Genomic DNA, 25,556 nt, shown 5'->3' on the forward strand with positions numbered 1-25,556 from the left:
TTCAACAAACGGGGAGTTTAGTGAATACCGAATTATACTCTGTTACACCAAAAAACGAACATACATTCTATTTAGTGAAGGGGAGATATTATGAGAAAGTTAGTATTGTTTATTGCAATGAGTTTGGACGGATACATAGCAACAAAAGATGAGTCTTTAGATTGGCTATTTAATTCCGAAGGCGAAGGGGATAATGGTTATTTAGAGTTTTATGATACTGTTGATACAGTTTTAATAGGCAAAAAAACGTATGATTGGATAATGAAACACGAAACTGGAGATTTCCCGTATAACAACAAGGATTGCTATGTTTTTACAAGGTCTCTTATTGAGGATACCGAAGATGTAAGCTTTATAAATGAAGATATAGTTAGTTTTACAAACCAACTTAAAAACCAAAAAGGAAAAAACATTTGGATTGTGGGTGGGGGAGAATTGCTACAATCTTTTGTAGAAGAAAAATTAGTTGATGAAATTATTCTAACAGTTGCCCCGACTGTCATCGGAAACGGAATTCCTTTATTTAAAGAAGGAGATTATCAACTAGACCTATCATTAAAGGGTACTAGAAACTTCAATCAGTTTGTAGAACTACATTATACGGTTAAAAAATAAAGCTACGCTCGTTTCACTAATGGGGAGCGATAGCTGAATAAGCTGCCGCTGCTCATATTCAACAAACGGGGAGTTTAGTTGAAGAAGAATTAAATGGAAGTTGAATAATTATATTATTATAAAAACAGATTAATTTAAAGGAACAATTTCATTATTCTTAAAGGAAGACTATTAAAGTAAAAGAATAGGAGGATGAATGAAATGGCTAGAGAATGTTATGAGTGCGGGAACACAAACGAGGAAGAGATTGAGTATAAGACGGTTACTACTGACGAAGGTGACGGGAACGAAAAAAAGATGAAACTTTGGTTATGCATAGATAACGATGATTGTGAAATGAGAGTGTATAACAAGTATTACGCTAATAAGTAAAGATGAACAATTCGAGCAAGGCCACAGTGGAAGAAGGTAATTTGATTCCAACTACCGAATTAATAATTCTAGATAAAGAAAAAGGGGTACTGAATGGATATTTCGTATGATGATAAACATCATCTGCATTTAGGTTATTATGAAGATAACTGTGATTATGAGGCGATAGCTTTTAAAAGACAATTAGAAGATGTATGGGATATATTCTTTGATTTTCAAGGGTATGGGTTTAAAAATATTACCCCTAAAGATGAATTAACATTAGATCTATTTGGAACAAGAATATTTTCTATCGACAATAAAGAGATTGATTATAATACTGGAGTACAACGGTTGGAACAATGGTTATCATTAAATAATATGATTTAAATTATAACGATCGCTTTGTCTTTCATTTCTTATTCGTCTAACGGCACAGATTAGTTGAAGAAGGAACATTGAAATATAGAGGAGCGACTTAATAGATGCATTGCTTTTGCGAGCAAAAAGAAACATACGAGTTAAAAATTGAAGGTGATGTCGGAGCTGACTTTGTATGGTGCAATCAATGCGGTTGTAACCTTGATTTAGAAGTCTTTCCCATTTCAAATGAATTAAAAAGCGAATTGATGAAATGGGGAACTCAGTACGGAGAATGGATTGACTGGGATATAGATAAATTAATTTTCAATGGTATTGCAATGGAAGAAGAACATAATAAACAAGGTGCTAAATTATCAGAGAAAGTAAAGAATGAACTTAAAAAGAAATATAAAATAAAATTTTTCCCTTCATCAATGGCAAGAAGTTATGCAAACAAAAAGTATTGACGTTTGTTAAATTAACGGGTGCATTAGGTGAAGATCGAATGGATGGTTATTATTGCTTTAAATAAAGATTGTTCAAAACACAAGTAAAATAAACCTATTATAATTAGGTCTTTCAAGAGGTGAATTAAGTGAACGGTTTCCCAGAGGATATGAAGCTCATTATTCCAAAAGGATGTGATAATGCCCCAAGAAAACAAATAGTTATTGATCTTACAGTAGCTATATTAAAACAGCAAAATGAAATCATTAAGGAATATGCCGATGAATCTATTATATGGTTCCAATTAAAAGATAATAAAAAAATAGAAGGGCAATGTTCATTCATTACTACTTTGCAGGAAGAAAATAAAAACATTATTGATTGCCTTGAAATTTACCAAGTGATAACTCACGGGAAATTCGCTTCAATAAATGGTGTGATTTCATTAGCAAGTGGTACAAAAATTGATTTCTGCGATGTATATATGTTTAGTAATGCTGCAAGGTCTGGAAAAGTAAAGGAAATAAAATCATATAGACTAGAGCATTTAAATTAAAAGTTCTACTTAAACGGGAGCGATTGTCGGTGATGATTCACTTGGTTATGATCGATTTTGTTATTAGTTGTTGTTTGCTTTTATCTGTCTTACATCTTCATCATTTACTGTTTCTACTATCGGCTTCTTGAACTAACGGGATAGCGTTAGTTGAATAAGAAACAATTAAATTAAAAGCGGAGAATTCTCCGTTTTTATTTTTTTGAGAGCTAAGGGGATACTCACTTTTAAAAAGATAGGAAATTCTGTGTGACTTTATAAAGGGCCTAATCTTATACAAGGAGCAACCGTTTTAATTCAACACTATAAAACCCTTAATAATTTAAATGAATAGGATGAAAATGAATGCAGATTATTGAACTAAAGGATAGGAACAGCCTATTTGAAAAAGCGATTCATGTTTTTTGGGAAGTATGGGGTAACGACAGTAATTATAAATTTTATGAAGATGCGATGATTCATTCCTGCGGCAATTCAGCAGATCTTCCAAGGTTTTATGCAGCAGTTGAAAAGGGTGAAATCATTGGGACCTATGCATTATTAAGAAACGACCTTAACAGCCGGCAGGACTTGTGTCCTTGGCTCGCCTGCTTGTTCGTCAATGAAAGAATACAGAGGAAGGGAATTAGGCTCCAAGTTACTTGAACACAGTCTTAGAGAAGCAGCAAAAATGGGATATAGCAGGCTTTATTTATCCACAGATCTTGAGGGTTATTATGAAAAATATGGATGGGAAAACAGTGGAATCGTATATGGAGTAAGTGGGGCGCATATTAAGCTCTATGAAAAAGAAACCGGTTAAAAAAGCAATTCAAATGAAGTGTAAATACGGAGAGCGAGAGAAGAAGCCGTTGCGTCGGTTATGATGCCAACGGGGTGTTTAATTCAATAAGAGGAATGTAAAAAGGCAGCCTGATTCATCAGGCTGCCTTTCTCAATGATCTATTCCATTATATCATATATTTTTTGTAACAATCAGTCTTCATTTTTTCCATTTTACTGGTATTGCTGTATGTAGAATTGGTGGGAGGTGGATTGGTGGTTGAGTATATAATAAAGACACATGAAAACTTTACTGAGAAAATTGGGGAACTTGTATGTATGCTTGAACATTCGAGGGAAGTTACACTGCATGAGGTCTCGAAGTTAGAACAAAGGGAATTAGATTTTTTGCCAGATGATCATTCAAATTCAATAGGTTCTCTTTTATTACATATGGCATCAATTGAGTTTGTGCATCAGGTGATCTCGTTTGAAAAGAGAGATTTAACTAAAGATGAATACGTAAAGTGGGGAACAGCTCTGGAAATGGGAGATCAGGCAAGAAAAGTGATTAGAAATCATCCCGTTGATTATTACCTAGATGAATTATCAAAAGTCAGAGAAAGCACACTCACGTCTTTGAAATCAAAAAATGACAGCTGGTTATTTGAAGAGAGTAAATGGGGTAATGGTGTTGCTTACAATAACTATTATTTATGGTTTCACGTCATGGAAGACGAAATAAATCACAGGGGACAGATTAGAACGATTAAGAGACTGTTGCGAGAACGTAGAGGTTCATAGAGGGGGAATTTGTATTCGTTACGTTTATCATATGGTTCCAAAAACAATGATCGGTGCGAAACTGATTGCGTTAAATCAGTTAAAAACAAATCAGGAAGAACTCTATAACGAATATGCCAAAAAATATAATGACCATCCTGACAGAGAGAAGTTATTAGAAAGAAGAATCCCTAAATTAGATTGTCTGTGGAACGATGTGATTCATTTCCTGCCGCTGCATCCCTTTCGTGTTTACAGCGCTTTAAGAGAGACTGGTGTTCATGTAAAGGATGACGTAAAGTTTTATAAGGTGCCAATTTCGAATCTGAAACATAATAAAAATGCTTTTTATTTATACAGTAAAGATCTTTATAATGGCCCGGCAGCAGAGATGAATCGTGAGGATATCCGTCTGATTGATGTAGAGGAATATGAAGAATTATCTTCTATACCCGCTGACACCGTTCACTATTATAAAGAAGAACACAGCAAGGGAAACAGAAGGTTTGGCATGTTTCCCTATATCCCCCACATGCTCAGCTTAGGTGAAGTGGATGTTTCAGATGCTGAAATAATATGTTGGAGCGACGAAATCGATTAAAGGTAAAAAGAATCAGGAATCAGACTGGCAGGCAGATTGGGTGAGAGGGGTGACTTGATTGTGGAAAGCATCTGGAGTAAAGAAGATGACGATGGCAAACTGGAACCGTTAACGGATAAGAATATAAAAATAGCAGAAAAAAAGCTGAGGGTGAAGCTGCCGGATTCCTTTGTCAATATCCTGAAACAGCAGAATGGGGGGTATATAACATGTAATGCCCATCCTTCAGACGTCCCCACATCCTGGGCGGATGACCATGTTCCTGTTGACCATTTTTTTGGAATCGGAATGGGTAAAGAAAAGGGCATTCTGGATAGTGAGTATTTCATTCAGGAGTGGGGGTTACCAGACAATGTTGTTCTGATCTCAGGCGATGGACATTCATGGATTGCGCTTGATTACAGGGGCAGGAAAACCGAGCCCCCTGTTATTTTCATCGATGTTGATGATGAACAGATTGTTGAATTAGCGCAAGACTTTGATTCCTTTCTAAGTGGGCTGTATGTCCATGACATAGTATTTGAAGGTGAGTATGCTGAGAACCAGCAACGTCGCTGGACTATAACTGAACTGAATGCGGCATTTTCAGCTGATGATGAATTGGAAATAGCTTACGCGTTTGATTACCTTTTAGTAAACCCCACCGAGCATAAGCAATTTATTGAACAGAGCTTAATGAAACTGCTTCTGCATTCAAAATTAGAAATAAGAGAAACCGCAGCCAATTATGCTTTTCACTTTTATGAAGAAGGAATACTTTCCGAAAAATGTGTAGAAAGTATCGTGAAAATGCTGCGGCAGGATGATGAAATAGCATATTTCGCTGATATGTTTTTTCCTGATATTAAGATCTAAATGTTTATTTTCGCCTGGCGGGCTTGAAAAAATGCCACGAGGTAACCTTCCCCGTTTATCATCCAACACCAAAATGGCATGGTACGTAAACGAATATGTAACCAAAGGTACGAAGATCAAGTTCTTCGGACCTTTTTTTACGCGCCGGGAACAGGCGGCGGTTTTGATTTCAATTACATTCATTTCTATAAAACTGTTGATCATACAGCTATTATGTATTACTATATAGTTGTAGTGAGTGATACAGGATACCGGTGATACAGAATAGAGGTGATTAGCTTGGTGAATTTGACAGAAATGCTTAAAGGCGTGCTTGAGGGCTGCGTTCTTGAAATTATCAGCCGGAAAGAAACTTATGGCTACGAAATCACGAGGCAGCTTCATGATCTCGGTTTTACAGATGTTGTGGACGGAACCGTCTATACCATCCTGGTGCGGCTTGAAAAAAACAAACTGGTGGAGGTGACGAAAAAGCCATCCGAAAAGGGACCGCCCCGAAAGTTTTTCGCGCTTAACGATGCGGGCCGTGAGGAACTGCGGCTGTTCTGGGAGAAATGGAATTTTATCGCGGAGAAAATAACGGGTTTAAAGGAGGGGAAACAATGAACTTCTGGGAAAGAATCACGGGCAGCGATATGACGAAAGAAATGAAACGCTTCGAATCACGAGTCCAAAAGCTGCCTCCTGCGTATCAGGAGGCCTGGGAAGAAATCGACTCATACTTGTGGGAGCACGCAGATTTCACCGGCCGTAACCTTATGCCGATTCTTGACGGGGTGCTTGGTCTGCTTGAAGAAACAGCGGTGGAAGGGCTAAGTGTTCAGGAGGCTTTGGGTGGCGATATTGAAGGTTTCTGTTCCGCGTTGGCAGGCGAAGAAGGGGCAAAATCCTATCGGGATAAGTGGCGAGAGCAGCTCAATAACAATGTTGCGAGAAAATTAGGCAGATAGGAGGGTTCTCATGAGCATACGGGATATCATTGAAGGAAAAAAGGAATGGCGTGCGCATGTGGCGCGGGTCAAAGCGCTCCCTAAGGATTATCAGATTGTTTATAAAGAAATGCAGAAATACTTTTTTAAGGTTGGCCCTGTTGAGTTAACCGACGGGACCGATCTGCTCTCTGGGATTGTCGATCTTTTTGAGGAGGGTGCAGCCCAGGGAAAAGATGTGCTCGACGTGACGGGCAGTGATGTAGCGGCTTTCTGCGACGAGCTGATCAAAGATTCGGACACGTACGCTGACATCTGGCAGGAGGCTGCTGACCAGGAAGTGAACAGAGCCATGAAAATGTCTCAAGACAAAAGAAAGTGAGGAAACCAGGGACGGTTCTCGCGTGACAAAATGTCACGCGAGAACCGTCCCCATTTTTCAAAAAGGATACGTCTGAAGGTCGATGCCCCAGGCGATCGGAAGATAGAAGTACACAAACACAGCGATAATAAAGACGGAAAAGACGTTAATCCAGAAGCCTGCTTTGGCCATGTCGCCAATGCGCAGATCGGTGCTGGCGAAGACGACAGCGTTTGGCGGTGTGGCGACTGGAAGCATGAACGCACACGATGCAGCAAGGGCAGCGGCCACCATAAGCGCGTATGGGTGCACGTCGATGGCAAGGGCAAGGGACGCCATGATCGGAAACATCATCGTGGCGGTCGCCGTATTGGATGTGATCTCGGTCAGGAAAATCACGAGTGCGGTTACGGCAAGGAGAATCACGAAGAAGTTCACGGCTGTGAGCACGGTGAGCTGGTTGCCGATGTATTCTGCAAGGCCCGTTTCCGTAAATCCTGCGGCAATGGCTAGTCCGCCACCGAAGAGAAGCAGGATCCCCCACGGAAGTTTTTTCGCCGTGTCCCAGTCCATGATCCGACCAGGTGTCCGGATGGAAGGGATCAGAAACAGCGTTACGGCGGCAGCAATCGCAATCGTCGTGTCGTTAATTTCAATCGCCTGGACGTCGTCAAAAAGGAACGTGCGGCTGATCCAGAAAAACGCGGTAACAACGAACACAGCAGCTACGATTTTTTCCTCGGGCCGGACGCTTCCGAGGGCACGTTTTTCGCTCTGAATCACCTGCTGGCCGCCGGGAATGTCGGTGATTTTCATATTAAACTGCATTTTCACCAGGTAAACCCAGACGAGGAGGAGCATAATGACCGAGAGCGGGACACCAAACAACATCCACAGGGCAAAGGAAATATCGATGCCGTAGAGCTGTTCGACGACCCCGGCAAAAATGATGTTAGGCGGTGTTCCGATGAGGGTGGCAAGGCCGCCGATGGAAGCAGAATAGGCGATCCCGAGAAGAAGGGCGCGGCTGAATTTTACCCGTTCCACTTCCGTGTCACCTTCTTTGTTTTCCTTAAGGGACTTGGTGACCTGCAGGATGATTGCGGTTCCGATCGGCACCATCATCATCGCGGTCGCGGTGTTTGAAATCCACATCGATAAAAAGCCGGTGGCTGTCATAAAACCGAGGACGATCTTCGGGGTGCTTGTCCCGATCACGCTGATGATCGCAATGGCAATTCGTTTGTGGACACCCCATTTTTCAAGCGCCAGGGCGAGGATGAACCCGCCCATAAACAGAAAGATGGTATCGTCCCCGTAAGCGGAAACGACGGTGCCGCTCTCAAGGGAGCCGGTCATGGGGAAGAGGATGATCGGCATGATCGACGTCGCCGGGATCGGGATCGCTTCGGTGATCCACCACGTGGCGATCCAGATCGTGGACGCCAGAACGGCCCGGGCTTCCCACGATAAGCCTTCTGGACTGAAAAATAAAAGGGTCGCAATGAACAGAAGCGGACCGAGGATGAGGCCGATCAGCTGCCGCCGGTCGTAGGACCGGGGTTCTTTTTCCGGATCGGTATCCGTTTCCAGCTGTTTCGCCGAACTGCCGCTGTCTCCCGAACCTGTACGGCCCCCCGGGTTAAAAGTCAATAATTCGATCGCCTGATGGTGCCATTTCCACATCTGGTTCCATGTTATTGTAAGCGCACTCATAAACATACCTCCTTCAATGTTAAGTGTGTGCCAGGTGGGGACGGTTCTCGCTTTGCATCCCTCCCGCATCATCCCTGCTTGATCGGCGAATACCTCTGCTCTGCGGGAATATAGTAGAATTGATACTTTTAGAAGCAGGATTGATTGCCGTTAGAAAATCGCTGAAAGCAGGGGTGGAATCTTTGGGAAGATTGGATCCTGGGAAGCTGTCTGTTGAGTTCAGACCGGGTGTTACTGCCGTATCCCCCATACTTGGACGGAAATATACGCTCACACACTCGGATGTGACAGCTGAACTGTTCCTGACTGTAGGGCTCGTTTTTGACTACGACAAAGTGACGAGTATGAGGGATGAGGTCCTGGCAGAATGGAGCAGGTCCGGCACCGGCCTGATTCTTTCTGTCTGCTTGTATGTAGGGAATTTCGGACCGCACGTGAACGCCGTGCGCAACGCAGTCTTCAGGAGGGAACTGCCGCTGGCGCTTGAAGCCATCGTTTATGGAGATAATCAGTTTTTTGCCGTACATCCTCAATTAAATCATGCGGCTATATGGATCTCATTTGTTTCAGAAGATCCGGTCTACAGCCGGTGTGAATACTGGGGAACACCCCTCAATTATAAGTAAAAGATTTAGTGCGGTGATCGTGTCTTTTAACCGGTGAGGGAAGTGCCTTGTGAGTCTCGCCACAACCGTAGCCTCTTTCATTATGTATACTTCGTTTATGTAGACGGCGGTATGTACAGGTGGAAAGTATGGTGCCCCCGGTCCCTGCAGGAGTTAATCATTTAATACCCAATACGATAGACAGGAAAACAGCGGAAAGAAAAGAGGGACGGTTCTCATTTTGCATTGCAGGGATGAGACCCGTCCCTGTTTTATGTGATCTAGAAAGAGGCTTTGGAGATTGTTCTCTCGAATTAAATAGAAGTTCGGGTGGTATGATCCTAAACTGCATAGAAGGGAAACGGCACTTATGAGTCTTGCTAAATTTATTGTTTATCAATTTATTTTATTTACGGCACTAATCCTTCTCAACCTCTATTCTGATCCGTACATCAGCAGACCATTTACGCACATTGATTTGATTGCAACGTGCATCACAGCGCCTGTTTCCATTTTTCTATTCAGTCTCGTATTTAAGATGTATGGCAGCTTAAATACCAGATTCCGCAACAAGATTCTGCTGTCTGTAACAGGCTTTCTGTTAGCAGCAATCTTTTTAGCCGGAATAGATAACCTCTGGTTTGAGATTAAAGGCAAAATGTTATTCCAGTAATGCGCATCGGGGACGGTTCCCGCTTAACATTTCAGGTGGAATGGGAGGGTTTTGCAAAGTGAGAACCGTCCCCATATGACCAAAAGGAGGATATCAAGGAAATGAGCATTCTTTTCAGAGTGGAACTGTATGTAAAGGACATTGAGAAATCGCTTGATTTCTATCAGAATATCATCGGCCTGGAACTGTTCGGCAGGAATGAGCGGAGCGGGCGGTTTAATTATGACTGTTTTTCCCTGCTGGTAACTTCCGACTCGATCCTGGAGGATGGCCATTACTTCAACACGAAGGCCAAAAGTGACACAAAGGGGAACGGGTTTGAACTGATTATCGTGGTTGATGAGCTGGAGGAGGTGTACACGCGCTGCTGTGATCATGGATATCCTGTTGAAGTGGAAGTGGAGCAGTACCCATGGGATATGAGAGGGTTTAAGATTACCGACCCGGATGGCTATTTTCTCAGAATTACCTCTAAATGACGGCTATAACACTAACCAGAGCTTTCACAGCGGTGTGAAGGCTTTTTGGATTTTTCCCGCTGTAAACCCGGGACGGTTCTCGCTTCGTATTTCTCAGGGTTTCTGTGACGGGATGCAAAGTGAGAACTGTCCTGGGTTATCATTATGGCATATTATGTATGTTACACTAAAAAGAGTTAATTTCACTGTGAACACAATTTCAGATTAAATAGCGAACGTAAAGCAAGAATAACCGTGCCGCAGCTTCTGAGGGTGTGCTTACGTGAGAATGGATTTTAGAGGAGGTATGCATGAAAATCATTTATATTTTCAGTGTCTTACTAGTGCTAATCACTTTTAGTAACAGATCGTATAACATCGGGGATCCCGGCTTTTTTATACCAGTTATCATTGCGGCACTTGGAATCGGCATTGCCGGCGTCTATGTATTTGGCGATAACATGAGGCTGTATACAAATTTGCATTTTGTAAGCTATATTCTTACCGTAGGGTTTGCTTTTGTGGCCGTGGTAGGCGTACATATTGAAGGGAGCAGCCGTTCTTATGGTTTTCCGGTCCAATGGTTCTTTTATTATCCTCCGACTGGCTCCGTATCTCTTAACCTACTAGGTTTTTTATTTAACTTTTTCCTGATCTATTTTTTCCTTCGACTATTGAAGAGAACGTTACGATACTTCTCCGGGAACGTGGGGAAACAGATTTCCGTTTAGAAAAAATCATGCGGAAAAGCCTCGGTGAAATAAAGGTATAATAGGCAGACCATCTATATGGATATAGAACCTGAATTGGATCCGGGAATCGCGGCAGACGCAGCGAAAATAGAAAACCATGTTGTAAAAAATACGAGTCCGGGTTCCATCATTTTATTGATAGAAGTGCGTTCATAAAAACCCTCTCCAAACGCTGCAGGAATGTGAAAATAATACCTTAAATAAGTAGAAAAAATCGGGGACGGTTCTCGCGTAACATTCTAGCTATGTGCTTGAATGCAAAGTGAGAACCGTCCCCGATTGTCTGTTTTCTGAAGTACTGTAATCATCTCTTGAAACTGACGTAACGTCATTTTGTATAATGCAGATGTGGGGAGGTTTTTCGCATGATATCCATTAAGGAAGTAACAAAGCAGACAGGTGTAACGGTAAGAACGCTGCGGCACTATGATCAGATTGGCTTATTGAAGCCGGCCGGCAAAACAGATGGCAGTCACCGTTTATACGGGGAAAAAGAACTGAAGAAACTGCAGGAAATTCAGTTTATGAAATCTCTGGGATTTTCCTTAAAAAACATAGGGGAGATGCTTGCCAACGAGGACCATGACTGGTTTAGCGGACTGCAGAGGCAGCTCAATTACATAATCAGAGAGAAAGAGAAGCTCGAACAAATGGAGAAGATGGTGACAGGATTAATGAATCAATTGACCCTCGAAGGGAAAGTGGATGTGCTTCACATACAGCAGCTCATTCACTTTTCCCGGCAAAACAAGTTCAGGCGGGAAGCGTTTTTACAGGAGCAGTTCAAAGAGGAGAAACAAAAGCTGTTTGATCTTCTTCCCAATGTAAACAGCAGCGATCCTGACACGTTGGAATGGATCGCTTTACTGGCGCAAATAAAGAAGCACATGACAAAAGGAGTCGAATCTGTCGAAGTCCAGCGCATCATGCGCAGAATAATGGAAAATGACGAGGAGTTATTCGCCGGGAATGAAGCGTTATCCAATGCCTTTTTTTGGGAAGTGCGCAAGTCCCAGGAAAAATCGGAGGCTGCCGGGTTGTACCCGATTGAACAGGAGGTACTGGATTTTATAAAGGAAGCAGCAGACGTGTATTTAAACAAAGAAGCAGAAAACGAGGGAGGCGGGAACTGAAAATGGGTTTTTTACTTGAATATCAATGGGAGATTTTCATTTTTGCAGAAATTATATCCGTACTGGCCCTCCTGCTCTTTGGATTTTTTCGCTATTTTTTAATGAAAAAGAAGGTGGGCCTCCTTTTTATCTTTGCTTTCCTTGCGCTTGTATTATTGGAAGCAGTCTTAGGGTTCATCATCTATGACCATACAGGAGAATTTTCCACCTTCCAGCTCGTCATTACCATCTTCGTTCTCTACGCCTTCACGTTTGGCATCGTTGATTTCCTTCGACTGGACCGCTGGATGCGGCAAAAAATCGGGAAATGGCGCGGGGTTGAGCTCTTAAGCGAAAAAGACTATGAGAGGATAAAAAGAAATAATGATCCCAGGCATAAAGCAAAAAAGTATCGTAGGAGTTCAGCCATCCACCTTGTTATTTTCTTAACGGCACAAGTCATCTTCTGGTCCATGGGAACCGGGAGTCTTCAGGAAATGATCGGATATGCGACAGATTTTTCATGGGTAGAAGCTGGAACTGCCGAACATTCGCCATACCCCAATGAGACCCTTTACTCCATTGGGATGATCTGGTGCGTTGTTTTCATTGTGGACTTGATCTATTCTTGGTCCTACACGTTCTTTCCGGCTAAGTAAAGGCTGAAGGGCTATTGTGTTGCGTAAGCACCGTCCCCACTTCATAAAGAAATAGTCAGTTCTTATTCCCTATTTGACCAATTTAATGGAGGATGGGGAGGAAACTTTTGAACGGAAGTCGAAGCTGTTTTATCGAATACAACTTTGATATCGGATTTTTTAAAAGGGCATTCACATAAGGAGATAAAACTATGGCAAAAAACAAGTTATTAAGAATGGACAATGTCGCCATCGTTGTAGAATCCCTTGATGACGCAATTTCTTTTTTTGAGGAGATTGGCTTGAACCTCGAAGGGCGAGCCATTGTCGATGGTGAATGGGCTGGTCACGTAACCGGTCTGGGTTCTCAGTGCGCAGAGATTGCTATGATGGTCACCCCGGATGGCCACAGCCGACTTGAACTTTTGCGATTTCTCAACCCACCTGCTATTTCAGATCACCGGACTGCTCCTGTAAACGCTCTCGGATATCTACGCGTCATGTTCACCGTTGAAGACATTGACGAAATGGTTACCAGGCTCACAAAGTATGGTGCTCGGCTCGTTGGAGAAGTGGTTCAGTACGGGGACTCATATCGGCTCTGCTACATTCGCGGTACCGAAGGGCTTTTAATCGGTTTGGCGGAACAACTCGGTAACAAATAGGTAAGTGACATTTTATAAGAAGCCTTTACTGCCAAATCCATTACTGAAGTAAAAATTGACACAGAAAAGCAGTTTGAAAGTAACGGGAAGAATTCGAATACGTCATATTGGTATTGTTAGGTAAAGAAAGGATTGTGAAGGTTTCTACTTAAACTGACTGGGAGAAAAGTTGAGAAAGAAAAAGGGGTGATTATAATTGAAAAGGGCAGTTCGTGAAGATGCGTTAGTACAATTGGAATTTCTAATAGGTAAATGGGAAGTGAAATTAAGTTCCCCACAAAAACACACACAATCTATTTTTGGAGAAACGACATTTGACTGGATGGAGAAAGAGCAGTTTATCGTTCAGCGAACTCTTATGAATAAACCTCAATTCCCAAGATCAAGAGGTGTAACTCCTCTATATAATATGAGTCTTGAAGATAATGTCAGGAAATTATGGAGGGATACATCAGATTTTTCACCACTGGAATTCAGGCAGCGGTTTACTGGGGAAGTTAATGAGTCAAAAGACACCATACGCAGTGCTTGGGAAAAATCATTTCACGGCTTAGACTGGGAGTACGATTTTGAACTCAATATAAAAAGATGATCTAGATAACGGGAAGCTTGCCACTCCTCTTAGAGACTGACGTGGAGAAAAGATTTATATCTTACTAAATTTACCGGGCAAATGAAAGATAAAGAAACAGGAGGCTTTTATTAGTAACGGGAGGGAAGCCGAGATGAAAAAAACAGTTTTATTTATTCACAGCGGCGGTCCACAGGGCCGGCGAGAAGGAAGCAGTGATCTGGCAGCGTATCTGGAACGAAGACTCGAAACACGATTTAACGTTGTTTGCCCAAAGATGCCTAATCCGGAAAACCCCGAGTATATCCGATGGAAGGATCAGCTCGAAAATGAATGGAATAAGCTGAACGGCGATGTGATTTTAGTTGGTCATTCTTTGGGTGGAACTGTGTTATTAAAGTACCTTTCAGAGGAATCACCCAATCTTACTATTAGTGGTTTGTTTATCATCGCTTCACCTTACTGGGGGTTGGATGAAGAGTGGCAGCGGAAGGATTTTATTCTGCAGCCTGATTTCCAGGACAGCCTGCCCGCAATCCCCGATCTGTTTTTATACCACAGCCGGGACGAGGTGATTGTCCCATTTAAACATCATGAAATCTATTCGGAAAAGCTTCCACAGGCATCCCTGCGGCCACTTGAAGGTAATCAGCATTTATTTCATAACGGTTTACCGATACTGGCGGAGGATATAGAGAGATTGTAAGGAATTTGATAGATAAAGCGGGGGCGGTTCTCACTTCGCTTTTCCGGCTGACACGCCGTTTTGACAAGTGAGAAACAAGAACCGTTCCCATTTTTTACCCGCGTTCTTCGATTTGATCCTGATATCTCCTCCGCTTCATTTTTTCAGCCATATGAAAGTGGTGAACTGCAGGTTTGATTTGGCGAAGCACAAACACGAGAATCAGCGCCACTATCGAGCCGATCAGAAAGGGGGCAATTCCTGCCAGGGAATCCTCAGACAGCCCCGGCTTTGTTACGGAAGCAAGCAGCAGGGCCCCTGTAAGAAAGAAAAGGCCGAGCCTGACAAGGGTCGCTTTTCTGAGAGCATAGCCGTAAACAGTGTAGCCGGTCAGGAGAATAATCAGGCCTGCAATCATCCCCGGTACCGTATGGAATACATCGGACTCGTAAGTTGTATAACCCAGCCCCATTTCAATGAAAAACACAGCCAGAAACAGCACAATTGTGGCAATCAGGACCTGCCATGCCTTCAATGGGAAACGGACAACAGACGCGAAGTCATATTCGTTTGCTGTTTTCTCAGGGTGGTACGTGTGCCCCCGATGCCCCCGGCTGTTAAAATAAAGATGATTCTTATTCACAGATCCATCAAACGTATACGGCTCTTTATAAATGCCGTTGTCATAGAGTTTATCTCCATCCCCCCGGGTGATCAGGGTGTTGATTCTTTCGTCCGAGCTGTACATTGGAATCCCCGTTTTCTGTGCCAGGGTGAGCCAGGCGTCTGCATCCTCCTTTGTCTGAAAAGTCATGAGGTGAAGGGGGGATTTCCCTTCGTCCGTCCTTCTCATCAGTATGGCCGGGATATCATAATACGTCGTTCTGCTGTTTTTCCCGGTGTTCACCTTGGTTACTTCGTAAGGAGCAAGGAGTATGGATTTAATCGTACGGAAAGGAATTTCATGGACGCTCACAGGCTGATTTCCCCCTTTTCTCCGCTTTGCCTCCCAGAATACATGTTTCTTAACGTCAATGCCAAACTCATAGTAAATATCAAGGTTATCCAGTGTTCCTCTTATTTTGATCCCGAGAAACAAAGATAATGCAGCCAGCAGACAAAGAAAGACGTAAGCGATGACGTCGCCAATTATAATGGCGCCATACAAAGCTCCTACAGCGGATCCAATCAGTATAATTGAGGTAATGTTGATAAGGGTGGGGTCCCATCTGTCCAGTTTTTCCCTTTTCGTATCATGTGTTTTTCCTTGTGGCATCGTAATCTCCCGTTCTTTTTTTCTATCGACTGCCCCTGGTTTGAGGACAGTCACATTTTTACTACGTATGAGTCCAACTGAAAGATTCATGATTTCTTACATTTTGATAAGCAGTGAAGTTGTAAGGGGACTGATACCCGGAAAAAACACAACATCTTTCCGGAAAAACCTAATAAAAGGATAACACCTCGTCTTCCGCCAACGGGACAAGCCACTCATCAGCCACAGAAAATTGCACTTCTTTTCCTTCATAAAGAAAGTGAACGTCCCACATTCCGGTTACGACAAACGTGATTTCTCTCGTTTCTTCATCAAAGTCGGCGGAAATCTGGGATTCTTCGAAATGCATGCCGCCGTGGCCGTCCCTGAAGGCACCTAGTTGACTGATCTGTATGGACTCCGGATTTATTTCTTCAAATTCCTCTTCTATTACTTCCATGATGCCCACTTCTTCTATTTCATAAGCGAATGCCACCACCCGGCTTATTGGCATAAAGCCATCAGCCGTTGCTTCTGTTTCGGATTCCAATTTCACAGAATGAGTCCCGCCGGTTGTTTCTCCTGATACCGGCTCCATTAATTCTGGCTCGATGGAGAAATCCCCATCCTGCATGGAGGCTTCATCTGTTACGAATTCGTGCAGGTACTCGAATAACTGCTCCGCATACTCGTAGGTGAATTCAGGTATGGTGCCTTCAAGATCCTCATGAGCATCTGTAACCAGAATGGAAACACCCACCTCATACTGTTCAGCCAGTTCCTCCATATCTTCTTCAGGTGAATTCTGACACGCCGTGAGAAGAGCGACGGGAAGAAAAAGCGGTATGATGTATCTCTTCATCCTTTCAGCCATCCTTTCTTTATCTCACCCAGTCTTGAAAACGTTATACAAATAATACTATTTTTTCCAACTTTCTCATTATGCTTCGATTACCCTCTCGCAAGGGAGTGCAAACAAAGAAAATCTTCTTCAGTTTTCAATACGCACGCGGATATTAAGGGAATATATGGGTGTGTTGAACTGGTCAAAGGATGAAAGCTTAACGAAATTGCGGAGGTTTCAAAATGCGAATCGAGGACGGTTCCCGATTCGCATTTCAGGCAGGAAAGGGTGTTTTGCAAATGGAGAGTATTTTTACAGAATATAAAAGGAGTTTATTCAGCACTTTAGTATCTTATTTATAAGTAAAAGAGCCTAGACCCAAGCCCTTTATTGTGTTGCTGTTTTGCACCACTTCGCAATCACTCTCTCAAGCCCATCAGTTTCCCTATCACACCATCACTCGAAAGTTCTCCAAGCAGCGCTGTTAAGTCTTCAATAGAAGGAGCGTTTTCCTGGTTGAACCAATAGCTTAAAATCCCGATCATCGCAGATAGCGCATATTCCAATGTGTAGTCGAGCTCAATGCCGTCTTTTGCTCCCTGTACGACAAGGGTTTCTTTCATCAGGGGCTTAATGCTGGCTTTGATTCTTCTTTGAAAGGCCGGATCTCCGTGGTCTCCAAGCAGGACGGCAAGATACTGACTGTGGTCGGAATACAAGCGGACCAGTGCTTCAAGAGGAAATGGGTCGCCTGAAGAAGAAAGCTGCTGCATCGGCATTTCCTGCAGCTTGGAAATTAAATTGTTTTCCAATTGCTCTAACACGTCATACACATCCGTAAAGTACTCGTAAAAGGTGGACCGATTATAGCCCGCTTTCTTTGTAATTTCTTTAATCGTTATTTTTTCGATTCGCTTTGTGATATAAAACTGCCAGAAAGCATCAGTTAAATTTTGTCTCGTTTGAGCGGTAATCGCTGGATTCTTTTTCATAACTCTTCCTCCTGTGGGGTGTCGCAGAATCCGACAATAGCGTCAAACTGTCGGTTGATTGGGATGTGCGTACACCATATGCTTAGATCATACGACATATTGTCGGATAATCAAAAAGAAATGGTTGGTGATGATAGATGACAGCGATAAACATCCAGAATCTTACCAAGGATTACGGAAATCATAAGGGAATTTTTGATGTTTCGTTTCAAATAGAAGAAGGAGAGGTAGTTGGCTTTCTCGGTCCAAACGGGGCGGGGAAGACGACAACGATTCGCCATCTGTTGGGATTCAGTAAACCGCAAAGCGGAACGGCTGCTGTTTTACAGTTGAATTGCTGGAATGAGTCCAAAGAAATTCAAAAGCATTTAGGTTATCTGCCTGCAGAGATGGCCTTTCCGGAAAACATGACAGGCACGCAGCTTATTCAGCATACCGCGAAAATGCGAGGTCTCCGTGACCTGAAAAGGTCTCAACAGTTAATAGAGATGTTCAACCTTGATTCTTCAGCACCCATTAAGCGAATGTCGAAGGGGATGAAGCAAAAAGTTGGAATCGTTTGTGCCTTTATGCACGATCCTAAAGTTCTCATTCTAGATGAACCAACAACAGGACTTGATCCTTTGATGCAATCGGTCTTTGTTCAGCTTATTCGCGAGGAAAAGCAAAAGGGGAAAAGCATCCTCATGTCGTCTCATTTATTTGAAGAAATCGAGGGGACCTGCGACCGGATTGCCATGATTAAGCAGGGGAAAATCATCTCAGTCATAAAGGCGCAGGAATTTAACAACGTTGAGAAGACCACATTCAAAGTAACGTTTCAAAATCCTGAAGACTTCCAATCAATTCAGCACGATATTTTCAAGATTTCAGAGATTCACAAGGAAGGCTTGCAGCTCGTGATCGAAATAAAAGATACCCAACTAAACGATCTGATCCGTGCACTGGCTGCTAAAAATGTGATTTCCATTCGTGAAATGAAATACTCACTGGAAGATAATTTTATGAATTTTTACAGAGGGGAGAATCACGACCATGTTCAATAAGACTTTATTCATTCACTTAATTAAATCAAATGCAAAAGTATTTCTCATCATAGCGGGTTCACTTTCCGTGTTAATCGGGATCATCATGAGTGTCTTCACGCCGGAAACCATGAATGAAATTGCCCAAACAAGCAGGGATGCGCCCATTAATCCGTTAGGTGATATTTCAACCTTAATCGCTTTTACAGCAAATCAGTTCTTTGGAAACTTCGCCCTCATTTTCGCCATGATCTATTCCGTCATTATTGGCAATAAGTTAATAGCAGAGCAGGTAGATAAAGGCAGCATGGCATACCATCTGTCAACGCCCATCACAAGAACCGAGTACACGGTAACCAGTCTCATTTACTTTGTTTCCTCCCTCACCGCATTATTCACGCTGATCTTTGGGGTAGGATTTGGCGTGGCAGAGCTCGTTCAACCAGGTGAGCTTCCATTAGACACGTTCTTCATGCTTACGTTAGGTTCATTCCTATTGAGTCTCGCTATAAGCGGCATCACGTTTTTTGCCTCTTGTTTATTCAACCGGTCAAGCTATTCCTTGGCGCTCGGTGCAGGCCTAACGGTATTTTTCTTTGCCGCGAATATGCTTTCCGGCATGAGTGACAGTCTGTCAATCCTTGAAAATGTCACGATCATTACCCTTTTTGATTCGGATGCGATTATTCAAAGTGGAAGCTATGGTGCGCAGTTATTTATACTTGGAGGACTGGCGCTCGTTCTATACCTCATGGGAGTAGCGGTTTTTAAGCGGAAAGATCTGCCTTTGTAAACGGCTTTGTTAAAGTTTAATGTTTTTTTTACTATGACGAAAGGACTTCCATATATTTGGATTTCCTTTTCGTTATTTTTAATGGTTTCTCTAACGAATATTCCCATTACTCTAAGTAGAAACCTTCACAAGCTAACATTAAATATACTTTTGTGTGTAACTATTATTTTTATCAAAGTCTTGTTTCAATAAAGAATACATATATAAATCATCAAATTTTCCACATGTGAACTCATAACTCCTCAATAATCCTTCTCTGATAAAATCAATCTTTTCTACTAATTAAAACGATCGGTTTGAACTCGTCAAGCGCGAAAAACTGGCCGACAACGACCGATAACGGCTAAAATTTACTTTCATCATTGGAACAGTATGAGGGCAGGGAACTTGTATCTCCTGTCCTCTTTTTTTTGAACAAATGTCCAGGGAAAAGGAGATGAGCAGCAAAAATACCTGCGTAAGGACTATCACATTTATAATAGTGTTATGTAATAATATAGAAGTCGAATGGGGTGACGGCGACTGAGATGTCCTATTGCCTGAATAAGTGTCGCAATATTACAACTTCATTAGTGCCAATAAACAAAGAGGGAGATTACAATGATAGAGATAAAAACGATTGGTAGAGAAGCTGTCGGGGAAGTGGCGAGCCTGATCGCCGAGTTAAACAATAGTGAGGAATCCCACATCGGGTACTGCGGGAAGGACGAGAATGAAATCCGCAAATCCCTGCTGGAGGACTTGGATGAAGTACCGTTTTCTGACTGCTTTGCCGGTGTCTATGAGGGAGCCACACTGGTCGGGGTCGTGGGTTTTGACGCGGATCTGGAAGATCGAAGTGCCGAGGTTTGGGGACCGTTTCTGCAGGAAAATAAGTGGGAAGCTGCGTTTGATCTGTGGAACAAAATGATCGAACTGCTGCCGGAAGAGATTGATTCACTGCAGATGTTCTCAAACGCGAAAAATCTCCGCGTATGCCACCTGGCAGATGAGCTTTCCTTTAAAAAGCACAGCGACCAGACGATCCTGGAGTTCCACCGGGAGAACAGGGAGTCGTTAAACAGCGCTCAGGTAGAGGAAATAACGCCTGAGTATGTGTCTGCTATGACGAAGCTGCACGACCAGGCGTTTCCAGATACGTATTATAACGGCCGTCAGATTATCGACCGCCTGAATGACCACTACCGGAAAGTATTTGTGATCACGAGCAAAGGCGCATTAACCGGTTACATCTATGTGGAGGCGGAACCGGAATTTGGTGACGCCAATATCGAATTTTTCGCTGTCGATCCGTCTGCACGAGGGCAGGGGATCGGGACACAGCTGCTGGCAGGAGCGCTCCAATGGCTGTTTACGTTTGAGTCGATTGAATCGATCCGCCTTTGTGTGAATGCCTCGAACGGACAAGCCATTCATGTATACAAAAAAGCAGGTTTTCAGCACCTGCATGATCTGCGTGTGTTTACTAAAGAGATCAACGATTAGTGAATGAAGGGCGGTGATCTTTTGAGAGAGTATAAAGCTGTGCTGTTTGATTTGGATGATACGCTGCTTGACCGGGATCAGGCAGTAAATAATATGTTCTTTGTCATTCTGGAAAAGTGTTATAAAAACGTTGGTAATTCCTTGAAATCCACCATGCTGGAGTATTTCAGAACACAAGATAAAAGAGCCTATGGCAAGAGTGATAAAACAGGGGTTCTTGAAGCGCTTTTCGATGAATTTCCGCCTGAGTACCGCTTGCCTAACGATGAGACCCAGAACTTCTGGAATTACCAGTTTCCTGCCTGTTTTTCAATAAACGAGAACACCATAACGTTCTTAAATACGATAAAAAACCAGGTGAAAGTTGCATTGATTACGAACGGCACCACACAGCGGCAAAAGGAAAAAATACGGAATACAGACCTGGAACGTTATTTTGATGCGATTCTAATTTCCGAAGAAGCAGGGTTCACAAAGCCGGACAAACAGATCTTTGACTTAGCGTTAACTGAACTGAATGTGCAGCCGGAAGAAGCGATATTCGTTGGGGATGACCTGGAGATGGACATGGCCGGCTGTCAGAACGCAGGAATAAAAGGAATCTGGTTCAATCCTTAGCGGTTCCGGAATGATACCATGGTCAAACCGGATGCCGAGGTCGATTGCCTTAACAGTGTACTAAGCTATTTTCAACCAGCGCGTAAATAGGGAGAGGAATACAGCGGATGAATACTTTTAAAAAACTGCTTGTGAAAAAAGAATTCATTTTTTTTATCGCATTCGCGACTATTCTTGTATTGCTGCATGCTACTCCATCTATGGCATTGAGAACGCAGGTATTTATCATGGGGTATCCCAAAGCCGCTTTAACATCCCCAATTGTAGAGGATGCGTATCACAACAAAGTAGATGAGGAAAAGTTTGCTGAGCTGAATGCCAAAGCATACACCCTAACGCATCCGCCCATTGAAAAAGCCACACAGGGTGAACTGAGTAATTTCCTGGTACGGAAATTCGGATTCTTCTATGCAGCTGAATACTATGGCGACACATGAACATTTTCTACGCACGAGAGCAAGGCTGTCGCAGTTAAAACGCTAAAAATCAGTAGGCAGATAAAAAACGCTAAGGGGGGACGGTGCTTCCGTGACATTTTCGAGAAGGACTTGCCTACGGACTTTGTCACGAAAGAACTTGTCCTAATTTCAAAAATCGTAAATGAAAAGAATTTTCTTCATGATTAGGGGGGAGAAGCTACATGAAGAACAAAAGAAGGAAGGGAGAGAGTGTAACAGTACACAATAATAAGGTTCCATGGCATATTTGGTTAGTGGGATTATTATTTTTATTTATTTACGGGTACGGGATATATGATTATTTTATGATGCTGGGACTTAACTCTGCCTATTACAACTCTAACAATTTTGGAGAAGCGGTATATGAGTATTTTGCTGATTATCCCATAGTGCCTTTAGTCTTTTGGACAATAAATGTTTTTTCCGGTTTAATTGCTTCAATACTACTTTTGTTTCGCACCAGGTGGGCAATGTGGGCAGCTTTAATTTCTGCTATTTCCATGCTTTGTTTACAGGTTCTTACCTTTTCCTTTATAAACCGTTGGAATGTTTTAGGTCCTTGGATCTCACTCTTTGACATTACCTTATTACTAATGACATTCTCTCTATTCTATTATTGCAGGCGATTATTAAAACGAGGTGTCCTGCAATAACTTATTTTATATTCTGTGAATCTGGAGGACATGGCAGCCCTCCTTGCAGACTGACCGATACCGTTCCTGCACTGTTTTCGCGGCGTGCTCAACAAATACGTAAGACTAGTATCCAGCACTTCAAAGTGAGCATTAACGGATCTGGGAAAATCGCTGTTTTAAATGAGTGGGCGTCCCGTGGTTGCGGTGGTGTCCGTTTTTCGAGGAGGTTCAAGGCGTCAGTGAAAGAGAGGGATTTGGATATGTATGTTGAACTTAAACAATTTAAGTAATCAAACAGGTGGTGTGTTTAATGGCTGACCAAATATTTGAGCACCCGAGACTGGCTAATATCTATGATTTATTTGACTCTGAACGTTCTGATTTGGATGCTTACGAGTCTATAGTTAATGAGTTTGAAGCTAGTGCTGTACTTGACATTGGCTGTGGAACCGGAACTTTTGCCTGTCGCCTGGCAGCCAGAGGCAAAGAGGTTATTGGACTGGATCCAGCCGAAGCGTCCCTGAAGGTGGCTGAAACAAAATCATTCGCTGACCGTGTTCAATGGATTCACGGTACTGCACTGGACCTTCCACCGTTGAAGGTTGACCTTGTTACGATGACTGCTAATGTTGCTCAGGTTTTTCTGACAGATGAAGAGTGGAAAGATACACTTTCTGCAATTAAAAGGGTATTACGTCCAGGCGGTGTGTTGGCATTTGAAACACGGAGACCTGAAGCACAGGCGTGGCTGGAATGGAACAGGGCGATTACATACAAGCGGGTTGATATACCAGACTACGGTATTGTCACGGGTTGGGTAGATCTTCATGATGTCCGGGACTCATTTGTGTCTTTTCGATGGACTTATGTTTTCGAGAACGATGGTGCAGTCATTACGTCAGACTCCACATTATGCTTTCGAAGTCTTAAGGAAATGACCCAATCTCTTAGGGAAGCAGGATTACCTGTGGAGGATGTAAGAGAAGCTCCTGACCGGCCAGGACGAGAGTACGTTTTTATTGCACGTAGACCCGACTGATGGATGCAGGTAAGGCTTTTCATTCCAGGCTTATCTTTTAGTGTGGTTTTTCTTAAAGCGGCTCTGATTTTATTCTGTCTTCATCGCTTAAACCACTTACTTCGAATGCTTTATCTTTATCGTGATCGTACCTTGCCAGGAACGTTACTTTTCCATCAGCAATTTTAAATACAGTAAATACAATGCCTGTTCCTTTTACTGAATCATCATCATTTAACCAGGTTCCGGTTTGCTCTAATACGATAAATTGGCCTCTTGCATATCGCTTAATCGTAGTTAATTTTAAATTTGCACGCTTCATCCATTCCCCTAATTCCTGATGATTGATAACACCTGTTCCTTTTGGGCCTTCTAAAGCTAATTTTTCTGCTGTGACTGCTGATAATCTTTCCAGATTTTTTTGATTGGAAAACTCTACCCATGTATCAGCTGTTTTAATTGTTTCACTGGTTATCTGATTCATATCAGGGTCTCCTTTTTTCTTTAAACTTTTCTTTGTAGTATTCACGTAGATCAGATGAATCATTATCCCATTTTACTGCATGTCCATCGATGATTTGACCAAGGACATCCAGACACTTGTGCCATCCTGCAGCTGTATAGACCGCCATTGCCTGATCATCAAAGGTATGGCTGAACGTCAAGGTTGACCCTTCATCGGTCTCATGTATGTTTATTTCAATCAGATCTTTGACTTCCAGAAAACAAAAGGTATTTGGAGGGTTGAATTCGGTAACAACAGCCTCATAAATTGTCCCTTCACTATCATCGAACATGATCTTTCCACCAACCCTGAGATCCATCTCGCCAGTTGCAAACGGATACCACTGAGTGAAGTAGGCTGGTTCGGAGATATAGGGAAAGATTGTTTCAGGACTGTAAGGATATTGACGTTCAAACACCAGAACATTTCTTCCTTCTTTTTCATAGAGACTGCCATAGTTATTCATGAATGTAACTCCTTTTATCAGGATGTATTCCATTATACAATACGTCCCTATTCATCAAAAAGATTCATCATTTCCTGCCTTTTAAGGAGGTTCGTTTCGAATAGGAACGGTTCTCGCTTAACATCGCAGCTGAGCTTCGTTTTGCCAAGGGAGAACCGTCCCTGCATTGCATCGGTGCTGAGCTCTATGGCGGCACATGTACATTTTCTACGCGCGAGAGCAAGGCTGTCGCAGTTAAAACGCTCAATTTAAAAATGGGGGGCAGATGAAGTATTAACATAAGGCAGGCACTAATAGAAGGTCTTAATGGAAAAAACGGCCACGTAGCAATGAAAACGATATGTGATGATTTATCCTTTGAAGATTGTGGAGTGAAAATAACCGAAGATACGGCTTCCATCTGGCAAATCCTTAATCATATGATTTACTGGCAGGACTTTCATTTATCTCTGTGTAAAAGGAAAAACGTCTCTTTTCCCCGCCATTCCAGTGATACCTGGGTGTTTGAGGCAAGACCGGAAACTGCGGGAGAATGGGAGGAGGCAGTGCAGGATTTTAAAAGGAAGCTGGATGAAATCGAAATTTTTACTGAGCAAATGCTGGCTGGTTCCGACCAAAACCACACTGCAGACTCCTTCATTGCCGACACCATGGCACTCATCAATCACAATAGCTATCATGCCGGACAGATCGTTCATATCAGAAAAGTGATAAACGCCTGGACACACTCCAAAGGAGATACCTGGTGAAGCCAAAAGGTAGTGTTTCTCTGGTAAACAATAAGTTCGGCATTTGTTCTTCAAATGGGGAAACATCTGTCAGAACGTTATCATCAGCTGAAGAAATAACGGCCATTCTTTCAGAAGAATTTATGCTGCCGAAATTACCGGCTTCAGAAACTATTGAGGTTTTAAAGATGCTTAATATAGACATTTTTGCAGAGAAAGAGAGTGTTAGGTGAAGG

34 protein-coding genes and 1 pseudogene are annotated in these 25,556 nt (G+C 42.6%); 29 read left to right on the forward strand and 6 right to left on the reverse strand.

Annotation, left to right across the window (positions count from 1 at the left end; genetic code table 11):
• The first annotated feature begins 90 nt into the window (after window positions 1–90).
• From CR205_RS13135 to CR205_RS13190, 12 genes and pseudogenes are all read left to right on the forward strand, one after another.
• Window positions 91–615 carry a dihydrofolate reductase family protein gene (locus CR205_RS13135; RefSeq protein WP_110520542.1) on the forward strand — a complete coding sequence of 175 codons (525 nt, stop codon included), beginning with the start codon at window positions 91–93 and terminating at the stop codon, window positions 613–615.
• 465 nt (window positions 616–1,080) lie between these two features.
• Window positions 1,081–1,356, forward strand: a complete 276-nt coding sequence (locus CR205_RS13145; RefSeq protein WP_110520544.1) for a DUF3986 family protein — start codon at window positions 1,081–1,083, stop codon at window positions 1,354–1,356.
• Window positions 1,357–1,451: 95 nt separating this feature from the next.
• Complete coding sequence (locus CR205_RS13150; RefSeq protein ID WP_110520546.1) at window positions 1,452–1,796, forward strand: hypothetical protein; 345 nt, start codon at window positions 1,452–1,454, stop codon at window positions 1,794–1,796.
• Between the two features lie 128 nt (window positions 1,797–1,924).
• Entirely contained in the window at window positions 1,925–2,332 is a 408-nt protein-coding gene (locus CR205_RS13155) for a hypothetical protein (protein ID WP_110520548.1), read from the forward strand.
• Window positions 2,333–2,677: 345 nt separating this feature from the next.
• On the forward strand, window positions 2,678–2,977 hold the full coding sequence (locus CR205_RS13160; protein ID WP_236634829.1) for a GNAT family N-acetyltransferase: 300 nt from the start codon (window positions 2,678–2,680) through the stop codon (window positions 2,975–2,977).
• Window positions 2,934–3,134: a GNAT family N-acetyltransferase gene (locus CR205_RS20555; protein WP_236634830.1), complete on the forward strand. Its 201-nt coding sequence runs from the start codon at window positions 2,934–2,936 to the stop codon at window positions 3,132–3,134. The genes CR205_RS13160 and CR205_RS20555 overlap by 44 nt, the downstream gene beginning before the upstream one ends.
• A 236-nt stretch (window positions 3,135–3,370) precedes the next feature.
• The gene (locus tag CR205_RS13165) at window positions 3,371–3,898 is read left to right on the forward strand and encodes a DinB family protein (RefSeq protein WP_110520550.1); all 528 of its coding nucleotides are present in this window, start codon (window positions 3,371–3,373) and stop codon (window positions 3,896–3,898) included.
• 13 nt (window positions 3,899–3,911) lie between these two features.
• Window positions 3,912–4,478: a group-specific protein gene (locus CR205_RS13170; protein WP_110520552.1), complete on the forward strand. Its 567-nt coding sequence runs from the start codon at window positions 3,912–3,914 to the stop codon at window positions 4,476–4,478.
• Window positions 4,479–4,535: 57 nt separating this feature from the next.
• Window positions 4,536–4,991, forward strand: a pseudogene (locus tag CR205_RS20815) (SMI1/KNR4 family protein); the annotation flags it as partial.
• Between the two features lie 639 nt (window positions 4,992–5,630).
• Window positions 5,631–5,939: a PadR family transcriptional regulator gene (locus tag CR205_RS13180; protein WP_110520957.1), complete on the forward strand. Its 309-nt coding sequence runs from the start codon at window positions 5,631–5,633 to the stop codon at window positions 5,937–5,939.
• The gene (locus CR205_RS13185) at window positions 5,936–6,283 is read left to right on the forward strand and encodes a DUF1048 domain-containing protein (protein ID WP_110520554.1); all 348 of its coding nucleotides are present in this window, start codon (window positions 5,936–5,938) and stop codon (window positions 6,281–6,283) included. The genes CR205_RS13180 and CR205_RS13185 overlap by 4 nt, the downstream gene beginning before the upstream one ends.
• Window positions 6,284–6,293: 10 nt before the next feature.
• Window positions 6,294–6,644, forward strand: a complete 351-nt coding sequence (locus tag CR205_RS13190) for a DUF1048 domain-containing protein (RefSeq protein WP_110520556.1) — start codon at window positions 6,294–6,296, stop codon at window positions 6,642–6,644.
• 57 nt (window positions 6,645–6,701) lie between these two features.
• Here the strand turns inward: CR205_RS13190 and CR205_RS13195 are convergent, their stop codons facing one another.
• Window positions 6,702–8,339 (reverse strand): SLC13 family permease, encoded by a 1,638-nt coding sequence (locus CR205_RS13195; protein ID WP_110520558.1) that lies wholly within the window; start codon window positions 8,337–8,339, stop codon window positions 6,702–6,704.
• Between the two features lie 173 nt (window positions 8,340–8,512).
• Here CR205_RS13195 and CR205_RS13200 point away from each other — a divergent pair, with 173 nt between their 5' ends.
• The 8 genes from CR205_RS13200 (at window position 8,513) to CR205_RS13240 (ending at window position 14,519) form a co-directional block, all read left to right on the forward strand.
• A complete protein-coding gene (locus CR205_RS13200; protein WP_236634855.1) occupies window positions 8,513–8,965 on the forward strand; it encodes a staygreen family protein in 453 nt (150 codons plus the stop codon).
• A gap of 349 nt (window positions 8,966–9,314) precedes the next feature.
• A complete protein-coding gene (locus tag CR205_RS13205) occupies window positions 9,315–9,617 on the forward strand; it encodes a hypothetical protein (protein ID WP_110520562.1) in 303 nt (100 codons plus the stop codon).
• 101 nt (window positions 9,618–9,718) lie between these two features.
• Entirely contained in the window at window positions 9,719–10,096 is a 378-nt protein-coding gene (locus CR205_RS13210; protein ID WP_110520564.1) for a VOC family protein, read from the forward strand.
• A 1,096-nt stretch (window positions 10,097–11,192) separates the two neighbouring features.
• Window positions 11,193–11,960, forward strand: coding sequence for a MerR family transcriptional regulator (locus CR205_RS13220; protein ID WP_110520568.1), 768 nt, complete (start codon window positions 11,193–11,195; stop codon window positions 11,958–11,960).
• 2 nt (window positions 11,961–11,962) lie between these two features.
• Window positions 11,963–12,598 carry a hypothetical protein gene (locus CR205_RS13225; protein ID WP_110520570.1) on the forward strand — a complete coding sequence of 212 codons (636 nt, stop codon included), beginning with the start codon at window positions 11,963–11,965 and terminating at the stop codon, window positions 12,596–12,598.
• Window positions 12,599–12,789: 191 nt separating this feature from the next.
• Window positions 12,790–13,242, forward strand: a complete 453-nt coding sequence (locus CR205_RS13230; protein WP_110520573.1) for a VOC family protein — start codon at window positions 12,790–12,792, stop codon at window positions 13,240–13,242.
• Window positions 13,243–13,438: 196 nt separating this feature from the next.
• Complete coding sequence (locus CR205_RS13235; RefSeq protein WP_110520575.1) at window positions 13,439–13,834, forward strand: hypothetical protein; 396 nt, start codon at window positions 13,439–13,441, stop codon at window positions 13,832–13,834.
• Window positions 13,835–13,967: 133 nt separating this feature from the next.
• Window positions 13,968–14,519 carry an alpha/beta fold hydrolase gene (locus CR205_RS13240; protein WP_110520576.1) on the forward strand — a complete coding sequence of 184 codons (552 nt, stop codon included), beginning with the start codon at window positions 13,968–13,970 and terminating at the stop codon, window positions 14,517–14,519.
• A gap of 94 nt (window positions 14,520–14,613) precedes the next feature.
• Here CR205_RS13240 and CR205_RS13245 read toward each other — a convergent pair whose 3' ends face one another.
• The 3 genes from CR205_RS13245 to CR205_RS13255 form a co-directional block, all read right to left on the reverse strand.
• Window positions 14,614–15,774: a hypothetical protein gene (locus tag CR205_RS13245; RefSeq protein ID WP_110520578.1), complete on the reverse strand. Its 1,161-nt coding sequence runs from the start codon at window positions 15,772–15,774 to the stop codon at window positions 14,614–14,616.
• Between the two features lie 169 nt (window positions 15,775–15,943).
• Window positions 15,944–16,615: a hypothetical protein gene (locus tag CR205_RS13250; RefSeq protein ID WP_110520579.1), complete on the reverse strand. Its 672-nt coding sequence runs from the start codon at window positions 16,613–16,615 to the stop codon at window positions 15,944–15,946.
• 401 nt (window positions 16,616–17,016) lie between these two features.
• Window positions 17,017–17,589 carry a TetR/AcrR family transcriptional regulator gene (locus tag CR205_RS13255; protein ID WP_110520582.1) on the reverse strand — a complete coding sequence of 191 codons (573 nt, stop codon included), beginning with the start codon at window positions 17,587–17,589 and terminating at the stop codon, window positions 17,017–17,019.
• A 137-nt stretch (window positions 17,590–17,726) separates the two neighbouring features.
• Between CR205_RS13255 and CR205_RS13260 the strand changes: the two genes are divergently transcribed.
• From CR205_RS13260 to CR205_RS13290, 7 genes are all read left to right on the forward strand, one after another.
• The gene (locus CR205_RS13260; protein ID WP_110520584.1) at window positions 17,727–18,635 is read left to right on the forward strand and encodes an ABC transporter ATP-binding protein; all 909 of its coding nucleotides are present in this window, start codon (window positions 17,727–17,729) and stop codon (window positions 18,633–18,635) included.
• Window positions 18,625–19,407, forward strand: a complete 783-nt coding sequence (locus CR205_RS13265; RefSeq protein ID WP_110520586.1) for an ABC transporter permease — start codon at window positions 18,625–18,627, stop codon at window positions 19,405–19,407. Before CR205_RS13260 ends, CR205_RS13265 begins: the two co-directional genes overlap by 11 nt.
• Window positions 19,408–20,007: 600 nt before the next feature.
• Window positions 20,008–20,892, forward strand: coding sequence for a GNAT family N-acetyltransferase (locus tag CR205_RS13270; protein WP_110520588.1), 885 nt, complete (start codon window positions 20,008–20,010; stop codon window positions 20,890–20,892).
• 21 nt (window positions 20,893–20,913) lie between these two features.
• Entirely contained in the window at window positions 20,914–21,510 is a 597-nt protein-coding gene (locus CR205_RS13275; RefSeq protein WP_407923571.1) for an HAD family hydrolase, read from the forward strand.
• A gap of 107 nt (window positions 21,511–21,617) precedes the next feature.
• Window positions 21,618–21,947, forward strand: a complete 330-nt coding sequence (locus tag CR205_RS13280; protein ID WP_110520590.1) for a hypothetical protein — start codon at window positions 21,618–21,620, stop codon at window positions 21,945–21,947.
• A gap of 203 nt (window positions 21,948–22,150) precedes the next feature.
• Window positions 22,151–22,621, forward strand: coding sequence for a hypothetical protein (locus CR205_RS13285; RefSeq protein ID WP_110520592.1), 471 nt, complete (start codon window positions 22,151–22,153; stop codon window positions 22,619–22,621).
• Between the two features lie 292 nt (window positions 22,622–22,913).
• Window positions 22,914–23,642 (forward strand): class I SAM-dependent methyltransferase, encoded by a 729-nt coding sequence (locus tag CR205_RS13290; protein ID WP_110520594.1) that lies wholly within the window; start codon window positions 22,914–22,916, stop codon window positions 23,640–23,642.
• Window positions 23,643–23,694: 52 nt separating this feature from the next.
• Here CR205_RS13290 and CR205_RS13295 read toward each other — a convergent pair whose 3' ends face one another.
• Entirely contained in the window at window positions 23,695–24,105 is a 411-nt protein-coding gene (locus CR205_RS13295; RefSeq protein WP_110520596.1) for a hypothetical protein, read from the reverse strand.
• A 1-nt stretch (window position 24,106) separates the two neighbouring features.
• On the reverse strand, window positions 24,107–24,592 hold the full coding sequence (locus CR205_RS13300) for an SRPBCC family protein (RefSeq protein WP_110520598.1): 486 nt from the start codon (window positions 24,590–24,592) through the stop codon (window positions 24,107–24,109).
• Between the two features lie 329 nt (window positions 24,593–24,921).
• On the opposite strand from CR205_RS13300, the gene CR205_RS13305 reads away from it, so the two are divergent.
• Window positions 24,922–25,341 (forward strand): DinB family protein, encoded by a 420-nt coding sequence (locus CR205_RS13305; RefSeq protein WP_110520600.1) that lies wholly within the window; start codon window positions 24,922–24,924, stop codon window positions 25,339–25,341.
• A complete protein-coding gene (locus CR205_RS13310) occupies window positions 25,338–25,553 on the forward strand; it encodes a hypothetical protein (protein ID WP_110520603.1) in 216 nt (71 codons plus the stop codon). Before CR205_RS13305 ends, CR205_RS13310 begins: the two co-directional genes overlap by 4 nt.
• The last annotated feature ends 3 nt before the right edge of the window (window positions 25,554–25,556 follow it).

Source organism: Alteribacter lacisalsi (genome assembly GCF_003226345.1).
Classification (GTDB): domain Bacteria; phylum Bacillota; class Bacilli; order Bacillales; family Salisediminibacteriaceae; genus Alteribacter; species Alteribacter lacisalsi.